Annotated in this window: 17 protein-coding genes; 4 read left to right on the top strand and 13 right to left on the bottom strand. The window is 43.4% G+C overall.

The genetic code is table 11. The features are described 5' to 3' along the window. Positions 1 to 17: 17 nt before the first annotated feature. The 9 genes from AB5150_RS06415 to AB5150_RS06375 form a co-directional block, all read right to left on the bottom strand. On the bottom strand, positions 18 to 1,313 hold the full coding sequence (locus AB5150_RS06415) for a zinc ribbon domain-containing protein (RefSeq protein ID WP_055273207.1): 1,296 nt from the start codon (positions 1,311 to 1,313) through the stop codon (positions 18 to 20). Between the two features lie 15 nt (positions 1,314 to 1,328). Beyond that, positions 1,329 to 1,853, bottom strand: coding sequence for a DUF3592 domain-containing protein (locus tag AB5150_RS06410; protein ID WP_015533623.1), 525 nt, complete (start codon positions 1,851 to 1,853; stop codon positions 1,329 to 1,331). Positions 1,854 to 1,953: 100 nt separating this feature from the next. Next, positions 1,954 to 2,601 carry a TM2 domain-containing protein gene (locus AB5150_RS06405; RefSeq protein ID WP_055273209.1) on the bottom strand — a complete coding sequence of 216 codons (648 nt, stop codon included), beginning with the start codon at positions 2,599 to 2,601 and terminating at the stop codon, positions 1,954 to 1,956. A 69-nt stretch (positions 2,602 to 2,670) separates the two neighbouring features. Continuing rightward, the gene (locus AB5150_RS06400) at positions 2,671 to 3,525 is read right to left on the bottom strand and encodes a hypothetical protein (RefSeq protein WP_368291513.1); all 855 of its coding nucleotides are present in this window, start codon (positions 3,523 to 3,525) and stop codon (positions 2,671 to 2,673) included. Between the two features lie 171 nt (positions 3,526 to 3,696). Continuing rightward, a complete protein-coding gene (locus AB5150_RS06395) occupies positions 3,697 to 4,326 on the bottom strand; it encodes a response regulator transcription factor (protein ID WP_015533620.1) in 630 nt (209 codons plus the stop codon). 76 nt (positions 4,327 to 4,402) lie between these two features. Beyond that, positions 4,403 to 5,656 carry an ATP-binding protein gene (locus tag AB5150_RS06390; RefSeq protein ID WP_015533619.1) on the bottom strand — a complete coding sequence of 418 codons (1,254 nt, stop codon included), beginning with the start codon at positions 5,654 to 5,656 and terminating at the stop codon, positions 4,403 to 4,405. After that, positions 5,653 to 7,362, bottom strand: coding sequence for a histidine kinase N-terminal 7TM domain-containing protein (locus AB5150_RS06385; protein ID WP_368291512.1), 1,710 nt, complete (start codon positions 7,360 to 7,362; stop codon positions 5,653 to 5,655). The genes AB5150_RS06390 and AB5150_RS06385 overlap by 4 nt, the downstream gene beginning before the upstream one ends. Beyond that, positions 7,352 to 7,510 carry a hypothetical protein gene (locus AB5150_RS06380; protein WP_368291511.1) on the bottom strand — a complete coding sequence of 53 codons (159 nt, stop codon included), beginning with the start codon at positions 7,508 to 7,510 and terminating at the stop codon, positions 7,352 to 7,354. Before AB5150_RS06380 ends, AB5150_RS06385 begins: the two co-directional genes overlap by 11 nt. Before the next feature lie 27 nt (positions 7,511 to 7,537). Further along, positions 7,538 to 10,471 carry an HD domain-containing phosphohydrolase gene (locus tag AB5150_RS06375; RefSeq protein ID WP_368291510.1) on the bottom strand — a complete coding sequence of 978 codons (2,934 nt, stop codon included), beginning with the start codon at positions 10,469 to 10,471 and terminating at the stop codon, positions 7,538 to 7,540. Between the two features lie 192 nt (positions 10,472 to 10,663). Between AB5150_RS06375 and AB5150_RS06370 the strand changes: the two genes are divergently transcribed. Genes AB5150_RS06370 through AB5150_RS06360 form a run of 3 tightly spaced genes read left to right on the top strand, consistent with a single transcriptional unit; the run spans position 10,664 to position 13,091 of the window. Beyond that, positions 10,664 to 11,491 (top strand): pyridoxamine kinase, encoded by an 828-nt coding sequence (locus AB5150_RS06370; RefSeq protein ID WP_055147557.1) that lies wholly within the window; start codon positions 10,664 to 10,666, stop codon positions 11,489 to 11,491. A gap of 23 nt (positions 11,492 to 11,514) precedes the next feature. Beyond that, a complete protein-coding gene (locus tag AB5150_RS06365) occupies positions 11,515 to 12,174 on the top strand; it encodes a TatD family nuclease-associated radical SAM protein (protein WP_055147560.1) in 660 nt (219 codons plus the stop codon). 38 nt (positions 12,175 to 12,212) lie between these two features. Beyond that, positions 12,213 to 13,091, top strand: coding sequence for a YitT family protein (locus tag AB5150_RS06360; RefSeq protein WP_055147563.1), 879 nt, complete (start codon positions 12,213 to 12,215; stop codon positions 13,089 to 13,091). Positions 13,092 to 13,183: 92 nt separating this feature from the next. Here the strand turns inward: AB5150_RS06360 and AB5150_RS06355 are convergent, their stop codons facing one another. The 4 genes from AB5150_RS06355 to AB5150_RS06340 form a co-directional block, all read right to left on the bottom strand. Further along, positions 13,184 to 14,536, bottom strand: coding sequence for an MATE family efflux transporter (locus AB5150_RS06355; protein WP_055273220.1), 1,353 nt, complete (start codon positions 14,534 to 14,536; stop codon positions 13,184 to 13,186). A 105-nt stretch (positions 14,537 to 14,641) separates the two neighbouring features. Next, the gene (locus AB5150_RS06350) at positions 14,642 to 15,121 is read right to left on the bottom strand and encodes a helix-turn-helix domain-containing protein (protein ID WP_015533612.1); all 480 of its coding nucleotides are present in this window, start codon (positions 15,119 to 15,121) and stop codon (positions 14,642 to 14,644) included. A 210-nt stretch (positions 15,122 to 15,331) separates the two neighbouring features. Next, the gene (locus AB5150_RS06345) at positions 15,332 to 16,486 is read right to left on the bottom strand and encodes an SGNH/GDSL hydrolase family protein (RefSeq protein WP_055273222.1); all 1,155 of its coding nucleotides are present in this window, start codon (positions 16,484 to 16,486) and stop codon (positions 15,332 to 15,334) included. A 68-nt stretch (positions 16,487 to 16,554) separates the two neighbouring features. After that, positions 16,555 to 17,601: a GDSL-type esterase/lipase family protein gene (locus AB5150_RS06340; RefSeq protein WP_055273224.1), complete on the bottom strand. Its 1,047-nt coding sequence runs from the start codon at positions 17,599 to 17,601 to the stop codon at positions 16,555 to 16,557. 255 nt (positions 17,602 to 17,856) lie between these two features. Between AB5150_RS06340 and AB5150_RS06335 the strand changes: the two genes are divergently transcribed. Beyond that, on the top strand, positions 17,857 to 19,218 hold the full coding sequence (locus AB5150_RS06335; RefSeq protein WP_055273226.1) for an MATE family efflux transporter: 1,362 nt from the start codon (positions 17,857 to 17,859) through the stop codon (positions 19,216 to 19,218). Positions 19,219 to 19,247: the final 29 nt, after the last annotated feature.

Here is a 19,247-nt window from a genome sequence, read left to right as displayed (position 1 = left end):
CAGAATTTTAACAGGTTTCAGATTTTTATTTTCCACTTTTCGCTATCTCCGTGAAGGCTATAACCACAATAAGAACAGCATCCGTTTTCATCTGGCAAGAATGTTGCTCCGCAGCTCGGACATTCCTTTTCAACAAAAAATTCACCGTCAGACTTTCTTTTTTCTGGATATCTAGCCCTTTGCATGGTCAGTTTCTTTTTAAATTTTTTTGTAAACGGTTTCTTATTTTCAGGAAGAAAGGTTTTCGTTCCATAAACTTCAGACTTAACCGTTGTTATTTCATCTGTGTTAGAGACTTTTAAAAGCTTGATCGTGCCAATACTGAAATCAAGCAGATCATTGTCATTTTCGTTTTTGCTAAAGTATTCGTTTAAGCAGGATCTGAGGTAGTTCTCTGAATATCCCACGATCTTTTTCGCTAAATTGTCTTGTTTAACTTTTCCACAAATAATAGGTGTAACAATCGTTCCAAAAGCAAGAATCGCTGCACCGACGCCGGCTGCAAGGGAAATCTCCGTATCCTCGATCAAGTATAAGCATAGAAAGACACTTAAGAAAAGTATGAAACCGGACAAAAGAAGCTGTAAAAATCTTTTCATATTTGTACTGATCGTTTCATAAATCTCAAACGATTCGGTCTGCCAATCGTAAAACTCGTTTTTTATAACGGCGCCGCAATATTCACAGGTAACCTGCTGACTGTTCAGCTTGACTCTTGCACCGCATGATGGGCAGGTTATTCTCAACATATCGTGATAATAGCTTTTCTTATTCTCTTTTTTGTCTGTGCGGCGAACGTGTCTCGACTGAAGTATTCGGAGATATGAATTTTTACGGTATATCTCATGCTGAACCCTGTTGCCTTGCATTGACTCGAAACGCTCCAGGGTGCTGCACTTCAAAACCGATTCCCGCCATTCTCTGCCATCATCGTTCCATGTTTCAAAGTTATTTTTAGGAATGGGAACAACATCCGTGACGTAAATTTTGCGGCATAGCTTATTCTTATTAAGTACGTCGATCTGACTGACGATTTTTTTTCGGAAAGCCAGGTCCATTCTTGCCGTAAGAAGCTTTTGATCCGCTTTTCCAAGCGGAATCAGTACTCTTTCAAATGCTTTTCTTATATCCTTTCGGATTTTCGAATCCTGTAGAGGAGTTTCCCTTTTTGCCAGCAATCTTTCCAGCTTAGCTTTTTTCAAATTCTTGGGAAGATATTCCGAAAAATCCATTACAAGTATACTTTTACCGATATAGAATGTACATAATATAGCAAAAGAAGCTGCAATGCACAGCGATACTGATAAATCCATAAAATCACCTCTGATTTATTCCTTGCTGACCACTTCATTTTCGCTCTGCTTTTTCCGTTTGTCTTTTACAATGTCACATATCATTATAACAACAAGGAACAAGCCAAAAGGGATTGCCGCGCAATAGAGAAGGAAATCAACGGGATTCCCCTCCGGGGAAAGCTTGTAATTTCCTTTTGTAGTTTTATAGACCTCTACTTTTATTGTATCGCCTTTTCTCAATTTATCGTATGTGTATCCTTTTGCGATATCTCTTGGCCAAACGCGTTCTTCGCACTTTCCTTTATAGGTCTTTCCGTCAATTTCATATGAAATTCTGAATTTATATGTTGTATAATCTACATCGCCATTGTCATCCTTACTATCGTAGGTTGAAAAGTCAACAATAACAGCTGAAACTTTCCGTATATCAGTTGAGGCTGCATATTCTTTCTTTTCAATTCTGCTTGTGACAATTCCGAATACACCCAAAACCATCGATGCTATGCCGGCGACCATAATAAATATGGTCATTTTGATGTGCTCTTTTCTTTTACTCATAACAAGTTCTCCTTTCGCAATCAGGACTGTGCCCGAATGAGTTCAGGCACAGTTCCCAATTTTAAGCCATATTTATCTAAAGGCTGTCAAGAAGTACTGTCTATTTTTTTTGAATAGGATTTCCGTCTTTGTCAGTGAATTTGCCGGTAATGATCTTTATCAGATCAACAAGTACACCGATTCCAAAAACGCCGGCGGTAAAAAGATAGAGAATGCCTGATCCTACTTTGCCCACATAAAAACGGTGGCCACCAACTCCGCCGAGGAAAAGGCAGAGAAGAAGGGCTACAAGCCAATCCTTTTCCGTCTGTCCACTGCCGTTTACACCAACGGGTGCTACATAATCTTCAACCTGCTCGCCGTTGAGTATCTTTTTAACATTTTCGGTCACCTCATCAAGATACTCACCTCTTTGAATAGGAAGATTAGCTACTCCGCTTACACCTTTTTGAATTACGCTGTTTTTGTCAACTCGCATACCATTGACGGTTGTTGTGTTCTCCTGGATATTTGCCATGACTTTAATTTTGTTGCCATCCTTAACAAAGACCCAGACCGTAACGTCGAGGTTCGGTTCTTTCTCAAAGGAAATGCGCTTTCCAGGGATGCCCCCTTTGATTTTGAAAGGCATTTTAAAAGCCGAAGCATGTGTGCTAAGCTTTTCGTATACATCTTCAATTGTGGTTGTATAAGAGAGTTCAAACTCTCTCGGGGCTGTTGCAGCTGCCATTGCTTTAATATCTACCATATTTTTCCCTCCTTTTTTTCTTTTTCCCTTTTTTATTTTATTATTCCGTGCTTTAACTCACACGGTAGATTACGACCGTCCCTCAATTTCATCAATCTGGCCCGTATACTGTACACTCATGCCCATGCTTATGTAGTATTGCACCTCCTGAGACTCCAAAAGGATTTCCCTTGCTATTGCTACATTCTTATCCTCGGACTCACCGCTGCCGCCATAATCGGAATATATTGAAAAATCATAGTAATTTCCGTCAACAAGCTGCCCATCCATTCCTGACAGCATCGGGAATACCGAAAAAGAGTCGTTTCCTTTTTTAAAGCTCAGCGATACATTTGAATGTATTTCACTTTCATTGCAGCGCAGTAAAAAATAATCAATTCCATTTCCGTTGTAATTATAGAGTGTATTGTCGGTATTTACAGAATATTCACCATTATCAGTTATTTCCGCCCGATAAACAGACACACTGTATTTTGTATCGGCAATAACTACCGCATAAAGCTCCGCACCACCCACATTGACAAGGGGCGCGCCGCAGAGAAAATCATATTTATCCGCATACTGACTGTCTTTTACGAAATTTAGGATTCCTTCCTCATCAGCCTCGTAACCGACATAACCGATATAGGCAATTCCAACCGATTCTTTATTGTCAAGAATTGTGTTTTGAAGTCTTGATAAATCTGTGTCTTTTTGTACCGATGCTTCTGTGGTTGCTTCTATGGTCGCTTCTGTAGTTGCCTCAATGGTTGCTTCTGTAGCCGCCTCTGTGGTTGCTTCTGTGGTCGCCTCTGTGGTTGTGGCGGTTGTTTTATCTTCGGTCAGATTGGAATCCTCTGACGGTTTTGCCACACATCCAGAAACCAAGGCTGGCATAATTAAAACCATCAACAGGGTCATAATGTATTTGTTATATTTCAACATTCATTGCTCCCCCCTTTCTACTACAACTATAGTCTTACACATTCTATTGTACGGATTTTTTGAGGTCTGTCACTGGCACAAGTGCCAGTGACAGAAAAAACTATTTTCAAACTTTTTTGACTTTGGGACATAAAAACCCCTTGACCGTGTCAGTCAAGGGGTTCATTTACTCTATTCGTCTTTTAAAGTGGTCACCATGAGCTTGTTCTCAATAGCTGTCACAACCAACGCTTCTCGATTCTCAAATCTACCTTTTTCAACCATATCGTCTAAGTTCCAGCGCACACCGTTTTTGGAGATGCCCAGTTTATCGGCAATCTCCTGATATGTAAAGCCCTTTATGTATAAGCGGAGAATATCAAGCTGTCGGGGCGAGAATGTATCGGACATTGTGCCTTCCATTTCAATTGCAGGAGAGGTGTCAGGAAATACTTTTTCGCCTGCAAGGGTACGCCTTATCACACTTATCAGCTCCTCTGTGCCGTGGTCTTTATACCACAGGCTGTCTGCTGCACCTGTCTTTGCTCGTTCCAATACCTGCGGGTCGACAAGTGAGGTTACAATCACTATTTTGATATTCGGAAAAGCCTTTTTTATACGTTTTGCGGCGGCAAGACCGGAGTGCTTGTGCTGTGTTTGTACATCCATAAGAATAAGTTGTATTGAGCTATTGCAGTTTCTCTCTGCCTCAAAAGCGTCACGATATACGCCGACAAGGCGAAAAATTTCGTTTGATTTCAGCCGCTCGGCAAAATGCTTTTGAATATATAAATCATCTTCAACCAGTATTGTATTTATCATATATCGTTCTCCTTTTATTGAACATCAGCTCATTAATAATCGTATTTGGCAAGAGCTGGTGCTGCATGTCAGGTTTTCATATAAAACTTGACGCATCCTTTGGAATGATAAGCAGCAATTCAAATCGTGGTTTATATACAGTGTGCATTTCTCCACCGGCAGATTCTATGCTGTGGCGAATCGACGAGAGTCCGCTGCCCTCCTTAATAGGGCCCGACGGTGCAGCGCCATTGTTCGTTATCGTAATATCAAACACATCCTTTCGCCCATTTACGCTGATATATACCTCATTGCCTCCGGCATGCCTGATACAATTTGTTACACATTCTTTTGCAGCGACAACGGTAAGCTCTTCGGCAAGTGAATCGGCCGGAAGGCATCCATCCATCATCACCGTTACACCGAGGATTTCCGCTGTCTGAACAACCTCTTCCATCGTTCCGCTGGCTGTCACTCGATCACTTGTAAGCACTGCGGTTGCTTCCTGTAAAGCCTCAAGCTTTTTGTCAGTGTTTTCATCGCTTTCCATTATATCACGAATTGTCAGCAAGCTTCTTCCGATTGTGTCATGTATATGTATTTTCAGGTCAAGAATTTCTTTTTCTTTTATATCATCGGCCATTCGTTCATACATTTCTTGTAGCTTTCGATTAACCTCTTTCAGCTCATCGTTAATAGCAGTTTGACGAACGTTGCCATTATAAAGTTCAGTGACATTATGCGCTGTCATTTGAAGCCAGTTTTCATCATTGTCAACGGCTATATTCTGCTTGCGGAATTGCCAAACTGTCTTATCGGGCAGTATGTAACAATCTCCGTTAGCAATAATACTTTTATCGGGGTGCTCCAACGCTTTTTCAAGATCATCGGTAATCTGAAACTCATGCCCGCTCAGTGCAAACGACAGATGACGCATACGGTCATTGCAAAGGACAATACGCCCGTTCGGATCAGCAAAGCACAAACCCATAGGCAGCTTGTCTGTGGCATCTTTAACGGAAAATGGAGATAGCATGTTCTTTCGGCGGCGATACTCTCTCGTCATAGCAAAGGCAAAATGAACAACAACAACGAAAATTACTGTAATGAAAATCAGCCAGGGGGCATCTAATAAAAACGCATCCTTGCCATTGAACGGATCCCCCTGTGTTACCGAGAACAAAAGCGTAAGCAAAAACGCAAAAATCACAAGACTCGGTAAATTATCATGCAATTTTGAACGATGCGAAAGTTGATATATAAAAAGTCCCAATTCAAGCACAGCTTCCACAAACAGCAGAAGTGGTATTAAGGTCTGCAAAAAGACCGGAAGTGAAGAAAAGGCACTCATACGGCGGCACCTCCCTCAATAATAAATACAAGATGCTGGTAGCCTGCGTCATCGTCCATTTCATAAAGAACGTTACCTTTATTTAAAAAGATCGACAGGTCGGCTTCGCAACAGACATTCAGCGACAGCCGCAATCCGTTTATATTTGCGAGGCTTATCTGCACACTTGTTAAATTTTCAAGATCTGCTTCTATTACTTCCTCATAAAAATCTAATATCGCAGCAGCATTTTTGTCCGAAATCATGGAAAGTTCACTGTCCACATACAGAGTATTGCGTACATTTAAAAGCTTTAATGTCTGTAACGATTCGGAAAAAGCTCTCTCAAGCTCGCTGACTGCAACCTTACAATCTCGGTCGGCAAGCAGTGTCAGATGCTTACGGCGTTTGATATAACTACATAAAACGGCAATCTCGGCAAGTAGCATTTTAACTCTGTCTGTATCAGATTTTGAGATTCGGCGGTATTCCTGTGTCAATGCCGCAATGCGGTTGATCTGTTTTTGTGTTGCCGACTGCAATAGATCGAACAGTCGGTTTTGCTCCTCCACCTTGCGGCGTTTCGACTCCCGCCTGTATTCATAGCGAAGGATCTCATTTCTTTCGGCAAGTTCTTCCGCAAGACATTCTGATTCTTCCTTAATGGCAAGCAGCGCCGACACATCCTCTGTCCATACCGCATAACCGCCGCCGATGGGCATAGTATGTACGGTCAGCCCACCGTCTACTGTGACAGGAGCTTTCTCGGCTTTTCTCATTGTTTCTTTTGATATAGGTTCAATATTCAACGCTGCATAGCGAATGTTGAAGTCTCTGTCAGTAATTTCTGCCGATGTGCCGACAGATGAGGCAAAAAGATCTGCGTAACGGCTGTTTGAATGAATATATCCGCAGGCAATGCAAGCCTCGAAACCGAGCATATACATAAGACTTTGAAACGCCGTAACGTCACCGAATAAATGTTTCAGCCATGGCGTACCAACATAGTTCAATGCAAGATAAGCCAGCGATATCGCAAATGGAATTACGGGCAAATAACGATGCTTACCGTTCTTTAACCTGCATTTAAAGAGCATAAAAATAAGCGCTGCTACGGCACAAAACACCTGCCATACGATCACGGCAAAATAGCACACACCGTAGCCATGATCTGTATCAGACCAGACATCCGCATCTTTAGGGAATGTGAAAACTAATTGATGTAAATCATTCGTAAGCACTAGAATAAGCAAAACTCCCGAAACGACAGACAATAGCCAGACAGATTTTGGCAGTTTATATTCATCGGGCTTGCCCAGAGACATTGCGATCAGCAGTGCAAGCATGGGTACAAACAGCATTGGCAGATAGAATAGATACCACTGGTATCTTATTGCAACCGGCTGCCAGAATATAAAGTATTTGGCTGAGCGAAAGGTAAACCACAAAATCAAAAGCACCGAAACGCCTACCAGATATTGTCCGACCTGTTTCTGCACGATACGTTGGCGGATTGAAATTCCCCAGGCGGCATAAAGCCCGATATAAATGAAACTACGCAGATAAGAAAACAGAGTAGGATAGAAACTTCCTCTTCCAATAAGTCGAAAAGAATATGCCAAAATTACGGCAAACAAGATCAGACTCATAGGAAGCAAAGGTTCTTTGTGGAGTTTTTTGTGAAGATCTTTATGAAGTATGTTGAAGATATACGATCTACTCCCCATGCCTCTTCACCTCAATCCTGCCTCTTCCACTCTCCTTAACATCATAGAGGGCGTTATCCGCCTCCTCATACATCTCGTTGAATGTCAGTTCAGTTCTTGCGATCACCGCACCCATGGAGATTCCTGTTCCTCCCTCTGTGGCCTTCACAGTCAGGTTCACCTTGTCAAATATCTGCTAAGCACGTTCCCTTATCACGTCATCAGACACACTCTTGTTGAAGAACAGCATGGCTGCAAATTCATCACCACCCATACGGCATGCATGGTCATCACCGCGGAGTGCCGCCTGCAGTGTCTGTGCCACAAGGACAAGATATTTGTCGCCATTGTGATGTCCGTAGGTGTCGTTGTACTGCTTGAATCTGTCTACATCCATCATGATCATCACCGCTGTGTGCGTACACTCAAGAAGTCTCTGCTCCATGTCACTTCTAAATGCCGCATGGTTCAAAAGTCCTGTGAGGGGATCTGTACGATAGGTATTCTCCCAGTTTCTGAGTCTCACATCCGCCTTATTCTGCTCCGCATCTGTCAGCATCTTCAAAGCATATGTACTTGATACATCCACTATTACTATTTCTCCTCTGTCTTTCTGAAGTGCCGAATCATAAAACATTCTTCCAGTACATAATACATATATATCCCTGCCATCCTTCCTATGTATCTTGTGTTCCTGAAATACAAATGTGCTCTTTGCCAGATTCGCATTTACCTGACAGAGATATTCTGTTTTATCCTCGTCCGGTATAAGGTCGATCTGGGTTATGATATTATTCTCTATGTCCTCCTTGCTGTAACCCGTAAGCTCCTCAAAATTATCGTCTACAGATATGATCCTCCAGTTTTCATCCACCAGATATCTGCTATATTTGACTGTATGTACACGAAACGCATCCTTGCCATATTCAGTAAAATCCACCATCTGTCTGCGCGCCATAATCCGGATCTCTGTCTGTTCGTCGTCTGTGCTGGCGCCATCACCATCAGCGTCCGCCAGACCATCTCCTGGGGCAGTTCGATCACCAACATTCTCTCCATTACCATCTGCACCGACACCACCATCAGCAGCCCCTTGCTTTGAGTCATCTGCCAGCGAATCTGCATACTTCTCTGATACAAGCCTTATAAACTCCGAAACTATATATGGATCAAACTGGCTGCCCGCGCAGCTCTTTAATTCTTCTATCGCTTTTGATATCGGCATACCCTTTCTGTAAGGTCTGTCATTGATCATTGCGTCAAATGCATCGACCACCGCGATCACACGTGACAGAACCGGTATGCTTTCACGGCTCAGTCCATCCGGATATCCATTTCCATCCCATCTCTCATGATGATGCCTTATCTCCTCCGCGATCTGTCTGAGTTCTGTGTTGCTCATGGCAATCTCATAACCCTTCTCAACGTGGGAACGCATGATCTTCCATTCCTCATCCGTGAGTTTTCCCGGCTTGTTGAGTATCTCCATAGGAACTCCTACCTTCCCTATGTCATGGAGCAGACAGAGCAGCGCCAGCTTGCTCTGCTGGATATCTGACAGCTCTATTCGTCTGCCAAGCTCAGCCCCCAGCTCCTGTGTACGACGCACATGCTGTTCCGTATCGCTGTCGCACTCCTCAAGAGCCCTTATAAGCGATGTCAGCATATCTGAGTGCGATGATTCACTGTCCACAAGCTTTTTTGTCTTCATGGCTGTTGCCGCATCAGTGATTGCAGCGACGATGCTCTGTCCCTCATCCGCAGCCACCCCCACTGCATACTGTATACTTCCATCATACTGTTCTTTGACCTTTTCGACACATGCAGCCATCTCTTCCTCACTGCTGTGACTGCAAAGTGCTATCAGGTGCGCATCAATACCCCTGACATAATATGTTCTCTCCGGAAAGTTCTTTCTCATGATGCCCGCAAGTGCATTTATCCTCTGGTCACCCGCCTGATTACCACGAGTGCTGTTGATCACAGACAATCCGTTGATATCGCATATTGCCACTCCAACCGGAAACGTAAAATGGTCCACCTCTTCCATGGCAAGTCTCTGAAAGCTATCCCATTTCTGAAATCCTGTAAGCATATCCGTCTCCAGAGATATATCAGAAAATACAAACATCTGACCAAGTCTGCGGCCTTCCTTGTTGTCAAGCCTTCTGATATCGCACCTTAAAGGTCTGTCTCCATCATCACCTTTTATATAGCACTGCAGAGAAAAACTGTCGTCATCAGCTGCAAGATCAACGGACAGATCATACGTCTCAAGAAACTGCTGCAGATTCTCACATTTGCAGAGGAGTTCCTTTCCAAGGAAATCATCCGCCCTGTCATTGTGCAGGATCAAATGATTGTCATAATCAAACAAAACTATTCCCTGACCTATATTCTCGAATATGTTTGTCTTTAGTTTGTTGAGCATTCCATGGGTTGAATAATTAAAGCAGCTCCAGTACAGAATATATGATGTAAGACTATAGCCACAGATGGAATAATCCAGAAGTTTGTATACCTCAGCTCCCGGAACGTAGAGAAATATTGCATTTATCCCGACAAGCGCAAGAAGTCCCAGAATGACACTGCTGTACTGCAAACGATATTCATGTGGGATCTTGCAAAGTTTCTTTACAAGTAGTATGAGTACCACTCCCACCAGCGCATATGAAAAAACCAGATGCATATCATACAGCGGTTTCATATCATAGCTGTATTTTGCTATCACGGTGTCTCTTCTGACATACCCTATCGCTATATTTTTGAATGGGTTTATGGCAAATATTACAAGCTCATACAAACAGTAAAAAAAGCAGACGCCTATCGCTGCTCTTCCATACTTTGAAAAACGTCCTTTTGTAAAATAAACAATAAATATGAGCAGACATACCAGCATATAATCAATGCTTACGAAATATATACTCGACATGACGGACATGGCCATATACGAATCACTTATAATGCTGATAAGATAACTGATATCGACTATAGCTGCTCCTATGCAGGCAAGTCCCAGAAACCTTCCAGTCGTCTTATTCTTTTTTATGGATTTCATACCCAGTATAATATCTGTAGCGGCTATTATGATCGATAAAAAGACATATATCTTCAAAACGACTTCATTCATACTCATTCCTCCTGAAGCGCAGCAAAATATGGTTATATTTTACTACGTATCAAGATATGGGGCAATGTGGAAATTTTATCTATTCTCTCCCTTTTGAACATAAATTTCACTTGGTCTGACGGAATTCAAATATTGAACACACCTGTATTTGATGATAAAATCTACTATATTTATTGAATTTGGAGAACTAAGATGCAGAAAAAAATCGCTCTAATAAATGATGTTACAGGATTCGGAAGATGTTCCATCGCTGTCATGGCGCCGATAGTGTCCGCCATGAAGATCCAGGCTGTCACTGTGCCAACAGCAATACTATCTACACATACACAGTTTCCTATATTTTACTTTGATGACTACACACCCAAAATGCGGGATTACATCCAGACCTACAAAGATCTGGAGCTGCAGTTCGATGCCATATCAACAGGATTTCTCGGCTCTGAGGAACAGGTTGATATAGTTATCGACTTTATCAAATACTTTAAAAACGAGAAGAATTTTGTTATCGTCGATCCAGTCATGGGTGACTACGGCAAGCTGTACCCAACCTATACCGCATCTATGTGCAGCAAGATGACGGAGCTTGTAAAATATGCCGACATTATCACTCCTAATCTGACGGAGCTTTGCACCCTCCTTGATCTTCCATATCCGGAGCACACTGTGACCGTGAACGAGCTAAGGCAAATGTGCATGGCCCTGGCGGAGCAGGGACCGGAACATATCGTTGTGACAGGAATACATTTCAATAAGACTCAGATAGCCAACTTCATCTACAACAAGGATGAGGATTTCCAGATGGTCATGGTTGACAGGATCGGCGGCGACAGGAGCGGCACCGGAGATGTGATCGCAGCCATCATTGCGGGTATGTATCTGAACGGACACAGCGTCTATGAGTCCGTGAAAAAGGCCGCTTCATATGTATCAAAGTGCATAAGCTACTGCGTTGAGAACAATGTTCCGGAGAACTGGGGATTGTGCTTTGAGATGTACATGAAGGATCTGACTGAGGAATAACTTAAACGATTGGAGATTCAACTATGGTTTTATACACTGTAACCGGAAAAGTCGGTGAGGAAGGTTACCTCGACATTGCAAAGAGCGGGGATCTCACAGGCAAAAATATATATGTAAACATGACAAACAAATGTCCATGCAGCTGTGTGTTCTGCCTGAGGCAGACAAAAAAGCAGCAGGAGAACAATACTCTCTGGCTGAAGGATGGCGAGCCTTCTATAGAGGAGGTTCTGGAGCTTTTCTCAAAGTATGACCTGAATATCATAAATGAACTTGTATTTTGTGGATTTGGCGAGCCTCTTGAGAGACTTGAAGACGTGTGCGCGGTGATCGATTCACTGAAAAACACATATCCCAATCTCAAAGTCCGTCTCAACACCATCGGACTTGCCAATCTTATATATGGGAGAGATGTCACACCAGAGCTTGAGGGCCGATTCGACACTGTATCAATATCCCTGAACGCCCCTGATGAAAATGAATTTCTTGAACTGACCAGATCACGCTATGGGATCCAGTCCTACGCGGCCATCAAGGATTTTGCCGTTCTTGCCAAAAGGTACGTGCCACACGTTGTCATGACAGTTGTTGACAAGGTCATGCCCGAGGATAAGATCAAGCGATGCCGCCAGATATGCAAGGATTTAGGCGTGACTTTGAGGGTTCGCCCATTTGAAAATTAACCGCATTTTACAGTGACACTTACAAAGGAGGTACCGCTATGTTTCAATCTCTAGAGTTAAAACACCCAAGATTTTATCAGATATTCCGCCTGTTCATCGTCGTATTTGCATCTATACTATACGCATGGAATCTCCGATGCTTTGCCAAGACCGCAGGACTGTTTCCAAGCGGGTTCTCCGGAGCATCCCTGCTTCTCCAGAACATTGGAATAAAATTTCTGCACATAAGCGTGCCTTTTGCAGTGTTCAACATTGGACTGAATCTGTTTCCCACATACATATCATACAAATATATCGGCAAAAGATTTACCCTCTATTCGATCATAGTCATTCTTCTGTCGAGTATATTTGTGGATATTCTGCCATCATATGTATTCACTGACGACATAATGCTTGTAAGCCTGTTCGGCGGTCTCATCAACGGACTCGCCATCAGCCTGTGCCTGAACGTTGGAACCAGCACCGGGGGAACTGATTTCATCAGCATATTCCTGTCCCACCAGAAGGGTATAGATGCGTGGAACTACATACTACTCGGAAACATCGTGATGCTGATCGCCGCCGGTGCACTGTTCGGCTGGTCAAAGGCTCTGTACTCCATCATCTACCAGTTCTGCAGCACGCAGGTGATCCAGCTTCTGTATAAGAGATATAAGAAAGAAACGTTGTTCATCATCTCCGACAAGTCAAATGAGATCTACCACGCCATCAGCGACCTGACTCACCATGACGCTACTCTGTTCAAGGGTGTCGGATGTTACGAGGAGAAGGAGAAAACCCTCATCTACTCCGTCATCAACTCGGAAGCGAAGCGTGAGCTCATACCGATGATCCGCGGGATCGATGAGCACGCATTTATCAACGTGGTCAAGACCGAGGAGCTGGACGGAAGGTTCCATGATATTCCTCACGACTGATGATCAATGAACTGCCACTTGTATCCGAACGATCATAATACCTTTACGAAATGAACGCACAATAAACATTCCTATCACCAAATACATATCTCTTATAAGTTGGCCTTATACAGCGTACCGCGCCTCTTCATCCACACAAATGCTCCCACGCATATCACTATGGATATAAATGATCCAGCCGGTGCCGCAAATCCCATCGGGAACAATGTGTCTGGATACATGATAGATGCAATGTAAGATCCCGGAATCCTTGCACATACTATGGCTATCATATTGTGTATAAATCCTATGTAGGATTTGCCATAGGCACAGAAATATCCGGTGAAACTGAAATGTATTCCCGCAAATACGCAGTCCACGATATAGCTGCTTATATACTGGACACCCATGGTCACAACCACCTTGTTCTTGCTGAAAAGTCCCACGAGCTCAGGTGCAAACAGTTCAACAACAGCTATTGCAATGACTCCATAAGCCACTATGATCCCCAGTGCGTATCTCAGGACCTGCTCCGCCCTGTCGTGCTTTCCCGCTCCTATATTCTGGGCGGCAAGCGCGGATACAGTTGCCAGCATGGAGGATGGCACTATGAATATAAAGCTTATCATCTTCTCCACAACTCCAACTGCCGCGGCATCATTAACACCACGGTTGTTGGCTATGACTGTTATCACAATGAAAGCGATCTGTATGCATCCGTCCTGAACAGCCACCGGGAGACCGATCTTCACTATCTCGCCGAGCACGGTTTTTCTCGGAACAAAGTCATTTCTCGTGAGCTTCAGCCCTGTATTCATCCTCTTTATTGCGGCAAATGATATGATGACACTGAACGTCTGAGCTAGCGTTGTTCCAAGGGCCGCTCCGAGCGGGCCAAGACCACAGGCTCCTATAAATATATAATCTAGTGCAATATTGAGGGCACATGCGATGGCGATGAAGTACATCGGACTTTTAGAATCGCCGAGCCCCCTGAATATGGAACTTATTACATTGTATGCCGTGATAAATGGAATTCCTATGAAGCAGACTACAAGATAATCAGTGATTCCTTTGACCGCCTCCGCAGGGGTATCCATAACTGCAACTATAGGGTTTATGAATATCAGAAGTATCACTGTAAGTGACACTGATATTATCATGAATATGGTGACAGTGTTGCCGATGGCCGCCTGTGCATCCTGAAGCATCTTCGCCCCAACCGCTTTTCCTATGACGACTGTGGTTCCCATGGCCAGTCCCACAAGGATCACAGTGATCATGTGCATGATCTGGGAGCCATTTGCCACCGCAGTGGTCGCACCGGCATCATTGCCACAGAACTGTCCTATGATGAACAGATCCGCCATCCCATATAATGTTTGCAGAAAATAAGATAAAAGATAAGGCAGCGCAAAATACGCCATCGTCTTTGGCACACTGCCGGTCGTAAGGTTCTTCTCCATTATGTATGTCCTCGTCTTTCATGTTGATGGGGACGGAGGTACCTGTCCTCTCCGTCCCCACATGATATTAAACCTTACAACAGTTGTAATGTCAACACATCAACTCTACCAAGGATACTGTCCTTTCTTGGCATATGGCAGGAGTTTTCCGTCAAACTTGATGATGACTCTGTGGTTGCCCTCGGCATCCTCAGTCACATCCACGTCAAGGCCAAAATCGATGGCACTCATGATGGCATTTCCGCCCTGCTCGTGGATTATGTCCTTGATGGCAGGGCCATATGTATCAATGACCTCATGAAGTCTGTAGAGAATAGGATCCGTGTTGCCTTTATATGGGTGCTCTGCGAGAAATGCCGTGGCTGACTTATCTATTCCCAGTGCTTCTGCAAGCTTATCGCAATATTCTTCAGGCACATACTGCTGTCCCTCAAATGCTGATGCGAGCCATACTTTATTCACACCTATTTTCTCTGCCAGCGCCTCATATGTGAGTCCGCTTGCCTTTTTTGCTGCCTTCATAGCGTCAAGTTCATCTGCGTGCTGCAATCTGATAAGATAATCTGCATTGTTCATCGGTGTCATAATATCATCCTCCTCAAAAATCTGTACGGATATAAAATTCATCATAAAAAAATAGAGGCACTGCAAGATTCTGCAGTACCTCTTTGTACATCTGAGCTAATAATAGTCCTCTATCCCCAATATTGCAATACACAATATTGTTTATTTTAATTTAATTCTTCAAATATCTATGCCAATCTGAACATTGTCATTCTCTTAATCACATACTTATCATGCAACTATTATGGACATAAGATAGAATGGTGTTGTACCCACACACTCATCATCAAGAACCGTTATCTCAAGTGTGTGTTTCTTCTTCTCATCGTGATGAAGCACAGGCTCTATATACAGACAATCACCCCAGTCCTCATCAAAATTGCCATCCAATAAAACCGGATGCTCAACATCTCCATCAAGCACAGCCTGAGCCCTGACAGCAGGTCTTGATATTGTCTTTCTGTACTGTATTCCTATGCAGTTGCCCTCAAGTTCAAATGTTATGCTATCACCGGCATTTTCTCCGATCCATCCATTCTTGAAATGATCAAGGTGTCCCATCTTCTCATGAGTATCAGCCCTGAACCCTGAAAGCTTAGGACATATCTCGCGTATGGTAAGCCTCTTTGCATACTCATAAGCATTTGCGGTCACAGGTGCCGGAAGTACACATGAGCAGGCTGATTCGTCCTGGATATCATTCTCTGTGTCCGCGCCAGCATCTGCGGTATCCGTATTTGAGTCATCAGCCAAATTCTCATCTTGTATGAGATCATCCATAATTCTCTCAAGAAACTTTGTTATCTCACCGGCTACCAGACCATGTCCCTTGTCATTTGGATGAAGTCCATCCGGGGTTATGTCGATCCTGTTATATTCTCCCGCCTTCATCCGCCTGTATATGGTGTCGTGCACGCTCACATGTGGCACTCCATAGTGATCCGCAAGTCTGTTGTGAATATCCTGGGTGCTTACACCCGTGTCGTAGAAAACGTTATTGAGCACCACCACCGCCGGTCTTGATGACCAGCCAAGCAGTGTTCTCAGCACACCCTCAAAGGTCTCTTCACAATATATGTTATCCACATCATTTACACTGAAATCCACAACCACAAAGTCCGGCTGATACATGAGCACATCAGTCACAGCCCTGGACACACCATAGTATGAGTCTGTGCCACCTATTCCGCCATTCACATAATTGAACTTTGCCTGTGGGAATGTATCACACCACCACTTATACACTCTGTATGCATAAGTATTTTCATGCTCCGTCGCCAAACTTCCCTGCGTTATCGAACCGCCAAGGAAACCTATTGTAAGTTCCTGTCCACTCTGAGCGCGCTGTATAACTGATTTTATTCTTTCAAGATCATAATTTCCCATGGTTCATCCTCCATATTTGAACATCAGCTCATTAATAATCCTATATTACCTCTAAGTTAGAATATAATTTAATTCCACCCCTCAATTTCGAGACCTTCTATATATTCGGCCAGCTCCGTTGCCATCTCACACGCCTCTGGTATCCTCAAATGTCCTGGCGTGCCGAATCCGTTTCTTCCATATACGTAATGAGTTATCATTTTATCATTCATATTGTCAACCACTTCACCTATAGCCTTGTCCCATGAACAGTCGTGGCAGAGAAGTGTGGTACAGCAGATTATGTGTGCATCCGGATATGTCTTCCTGAGTTTTCCCAGAAATTTCATGTAATGGTCACGCCACGTTTCCGCCTGCCTGCCGTTATAGTCATTTTTCATAAAATCATACGGATGGTTGTCATTCTGCCCTATAGCAACTATAACAACCTGAGGTGTGTACTGGGAGAAATCCCACTGTGTCACCGGACCAAATGTAGGGTTGTAGTGAACCTTATCCCACACACTTTCCATGCCAATCTGATTCGGCTCTTGGAACCATCCTATCCTGTCCATGAGAGCTATCCCTCCCTGGGCTATGTCATGAATCTGTGCTTTCAGCTTTCTTGCAGTAATCCACGCATACGAATACCAGCTGTTTGAATAACCGCCATTGTGTACTGGGTCTTCCTTTCCAACGCAGTCGACAGCCTCCGATACCTCGCCCGCTGACACCGAGTCTCCATACACCTCTATACGGCGGCCTGACAGCGGTTTCAAAGGAAGAAGTCTCTCCCCATCTCCAATCTCATACTCAAGTATTGTTACCTCATGGCATGCATCCTGTCTCTTGAAGAACAGCACACAATGTTCATTTGTATCGTTATCCGGAACAACTATATCAAGTTCCGTAATTCCCTCTTTATTTAAAAGATAACTTCTCTGCGACTGATCGATTATACATCCAAGATAATTGTCCCAATAGTTATTCCTGTTGAACACCTTTATCTTAAGAGTATTGCCCGTAAATTTCATCTCCGCAGATGTACAAGGATATACCCACACCGGCTTCTCCGCATCTGTCCAGTCAATACGTCCTGTATACCTGATCATAACATCATTTGGCTTGATCTTCATAATATTGTCTCCTGTCATTCCATTTGTTCTATATACATTATACATTTCTGTTTTCATATTAGTTAAGCTCTACCTAATAGTCAAACTTAATTTAGTTAAATATTAATTATTTTTTAATCACTTTAAACAAAATATGATTGAGAAGGTAGTTTCATATCTATAACACACCCCCATATACGTCTATTGATTATTTTTAACTGCAGTTCTATTATATGAAAGTAAACTATTCAATACATTTTGTAAGGAATGAAATCTATGAAAAGAGTAAACTTTGAAAATGGAAAGATAACTCAAAATATACTCGGTGTGGCCATGCCTATGCTAGTGGCTCAGCTCATAAGTCTTCTGTACAACGTGATCGACCGGATCTACATAGCAAGAATACCTGATGTGGGCACCGCTGCTCTCGGCGGAGTCGGTCTCTGTTTCCCGATCACCATCATAATCACTGCCTTCAGCAATCTGTTTGGCAGTGGCGGTTCCCCTCTGTTCTCAATCAGAAGAGGGATGGGGGATGATAAAACCGCAGATACCATAATGAATACAGCCTTCACTATGTTATGTGGTGCTGCCATTATTCTCATGGCTGTCGGTATGATATTTGCAAGACCGCTGTTGGTCCTGTTCGGAGCATCGGAAAGCGCACTCACATATGCGTACCCATATATGATGATATATCTGCTTGGCACTCTGCCATCCATGGTATCAACAGGCATGAACCCATTCATCAATGCACAGGGATATTCTGTAACAGGTATGCTGACAGTGGCCGTCGGTGCTGCCGCCAACTGTATTCTCGATCCCGTATTTATATTTGTCCTACATCTCGGCGTCAGAGGTGCGGCCATAGCCACCGTGATATCGCAGATCATGTCTGCCGCTTTTGTCCTCTACTTTCTGAAGAACAAAGCCGAATTGCAGGTAAAGTTGCTTTCATTGGGACAATTCAGGGAGTGTGTGACATATGCAAAGGATATTGTCAGTCTGGGAACCGCTGGATTTGTGATGCAGCTCACAAACAGCCTTGTATCAATATGCTGTAACAGTGTCCTGTCACGTACCGGAGGCGATGTCTATGTGTCAGTCATGACCATCGTGTCAAGCGTCAGACAGATCGTCGAAACTCCTATCTGGTCAATAGCCGAAGGTGCTTCCCCAGTCATCAGCTACAATTATGGAGCCAGAAAGCCCGATCATGTCAAAAAATCTATAGCCATCATGTCTCTGCTTGCAGTGATATATATGGTCATAGCATGGGGAATCATCCTGATTGCTCCGGGAGCACTTATATCTGTATTCAGCTCAGACAGTTCACTTATAAGTGACTCCATCCCGGCTCTCAAAATATATTTCGCTGCATTTGCATTTATGCTGCTTCAGTATATCGGCCAGACTACTTTCAAATCGCTGAACAAGAAAAAGCAGGCGATTTTCTTCTCTCTGCTCAGAAAGGCGATCATCGTAGTCCCTCTTACATACCTGCTGCCGTATGCTTTCCATCTCGGAACAAATGGCGTATTCATGGCTGAACCTATATCAAATATACTCGGAGGAAGCGCATGCTTTTTCACAATGCTGTTAACCGTAATACCGGAGCTTAACCGGATGGAAAAATAAAAATGATCCCACAGATATCCATAATAATA

The sequence above is a fragment of the Coprococcus sp. RTP21281st1_F1_RTP21281_210402 genome (assembly GCF_040915325.1).
In the GTDB taxonomy this organism is placed as follows: domain Bacteria; phylum Bacillota; class Clostridia; order Lachnospirales; family Lachnospiraceae; genus Coprococcus; species Coprococcus aceti.
Note: the sequence above shows the minus strand (reverse complement) of the source record. Positions and strands in the feature narration are given on the sequence as shown.

Coding starts and splice junctions, on each gene's coding strand:
- AB5150_RS06415 (WP_055273207.1), bottom strand. CDS start 1,313: ATGGATTTATCAGTATCGCTGTGCATTGCAGCTTCTTTTGCTATATTA.
- AB5150_RS06410 (WP_015533623.1), bottom strand. CDS start 1,853: ATGAGTAAAAGAAAAGAGCACATCAAAATGACCATATTTATTATGGTC.
- AB5150_RS06405 (WP_055273209.1), bottom strand. CDS start 2,601: ATGGTAGATATTAAAGCAATGGCAGCTGCAACAGCCCCGAGAGAGTTT.
- AB5150_RS06400 (WP_368291513.1), bottom strand. CDS start 3,525: ATGTTGAAATATAACAAATACATTATGACCCTGTTGATGGTTTTAATT.
- AB5150_RS06395 (WP_015533620.1), bottom strand. CDS start 4,326: ATGATAAATACAATACTGGTTGAAGATGATTTATATATTCAAAAGCAT.
- AB5150_RS06390 (WP_015533619.1), bottom strand. CDS start 5,656: ATGAGTGCCTTTTCTTCACTTCCGGTCTTTTTGCAGACCTTAATACCA.
- AB5150_RS06385 (WP_368291512.1), bottom strand. CDS start 7,362: ATGGGGAGTAGATCGTATATCTTCAACATACTTCATAAAGATCTTCAC.
- AB5150_RS06375 (WP_368291510.1), bottom strand. CDS start 10,471: ATGAATGAAGTCGTTTTGAAGATATATGTCTTTTTATCGATCATAATA.
- AB5150_RS06370 (WP_055147557.1), top strand. CDS start 10,664: ATGCAGAAAAAAATCGCTCTAATAAATGATGTTACAGGATTCGGAAGA.
- AB5150_RS06365 (WP_055147560.1), top strand. CDS start 11,515: ATGGTTTTATACACTGTAACCGGAAAAGTCGGTGAGGAAGGTTACCTC.
- AB5150_RS06360 (WP_055147563.1), top strand. CDS start 12,213: ATGTTTCAATCTCTAGAGTTAAAACACCCAAGATTTTATCAGATATTC.
- AB5150_RS06355 (WP_055273220.1), bottom strand. CDS start 14,536: ATGGAGAAGAACCTTACGACCGGCAGTGTGCCAAAGACGATGGCGTAT.
- AB5150_RS06350 (WP_015533612.1), bottom strand. CDS start 15,121: ATGACACCGATGAACAATGCAGATTATCTTATCAGATTGCAGCACGCA.
- AB5150_RS06345 (WP_055273222.1), bottom strand. CDS start 16,486: ATGGGAAATTATGATCTTGAAAGAATAAAATCAGTTATACAGCGCGCT.
- AB5150_RS06340 (WP_055273224.1), bottom strand. CDS start 17,601: ATGAAGATCAAGCCAAATGATGTTATGATCAGGTATACAGGACGTATT.
- AB5150_RS06335 (WP_055273226.1), top strand. CDS start 17,857: ATGAAAAGAGTAAACTTTGAAAATGGAAAGATAACTCAAAATATACTC.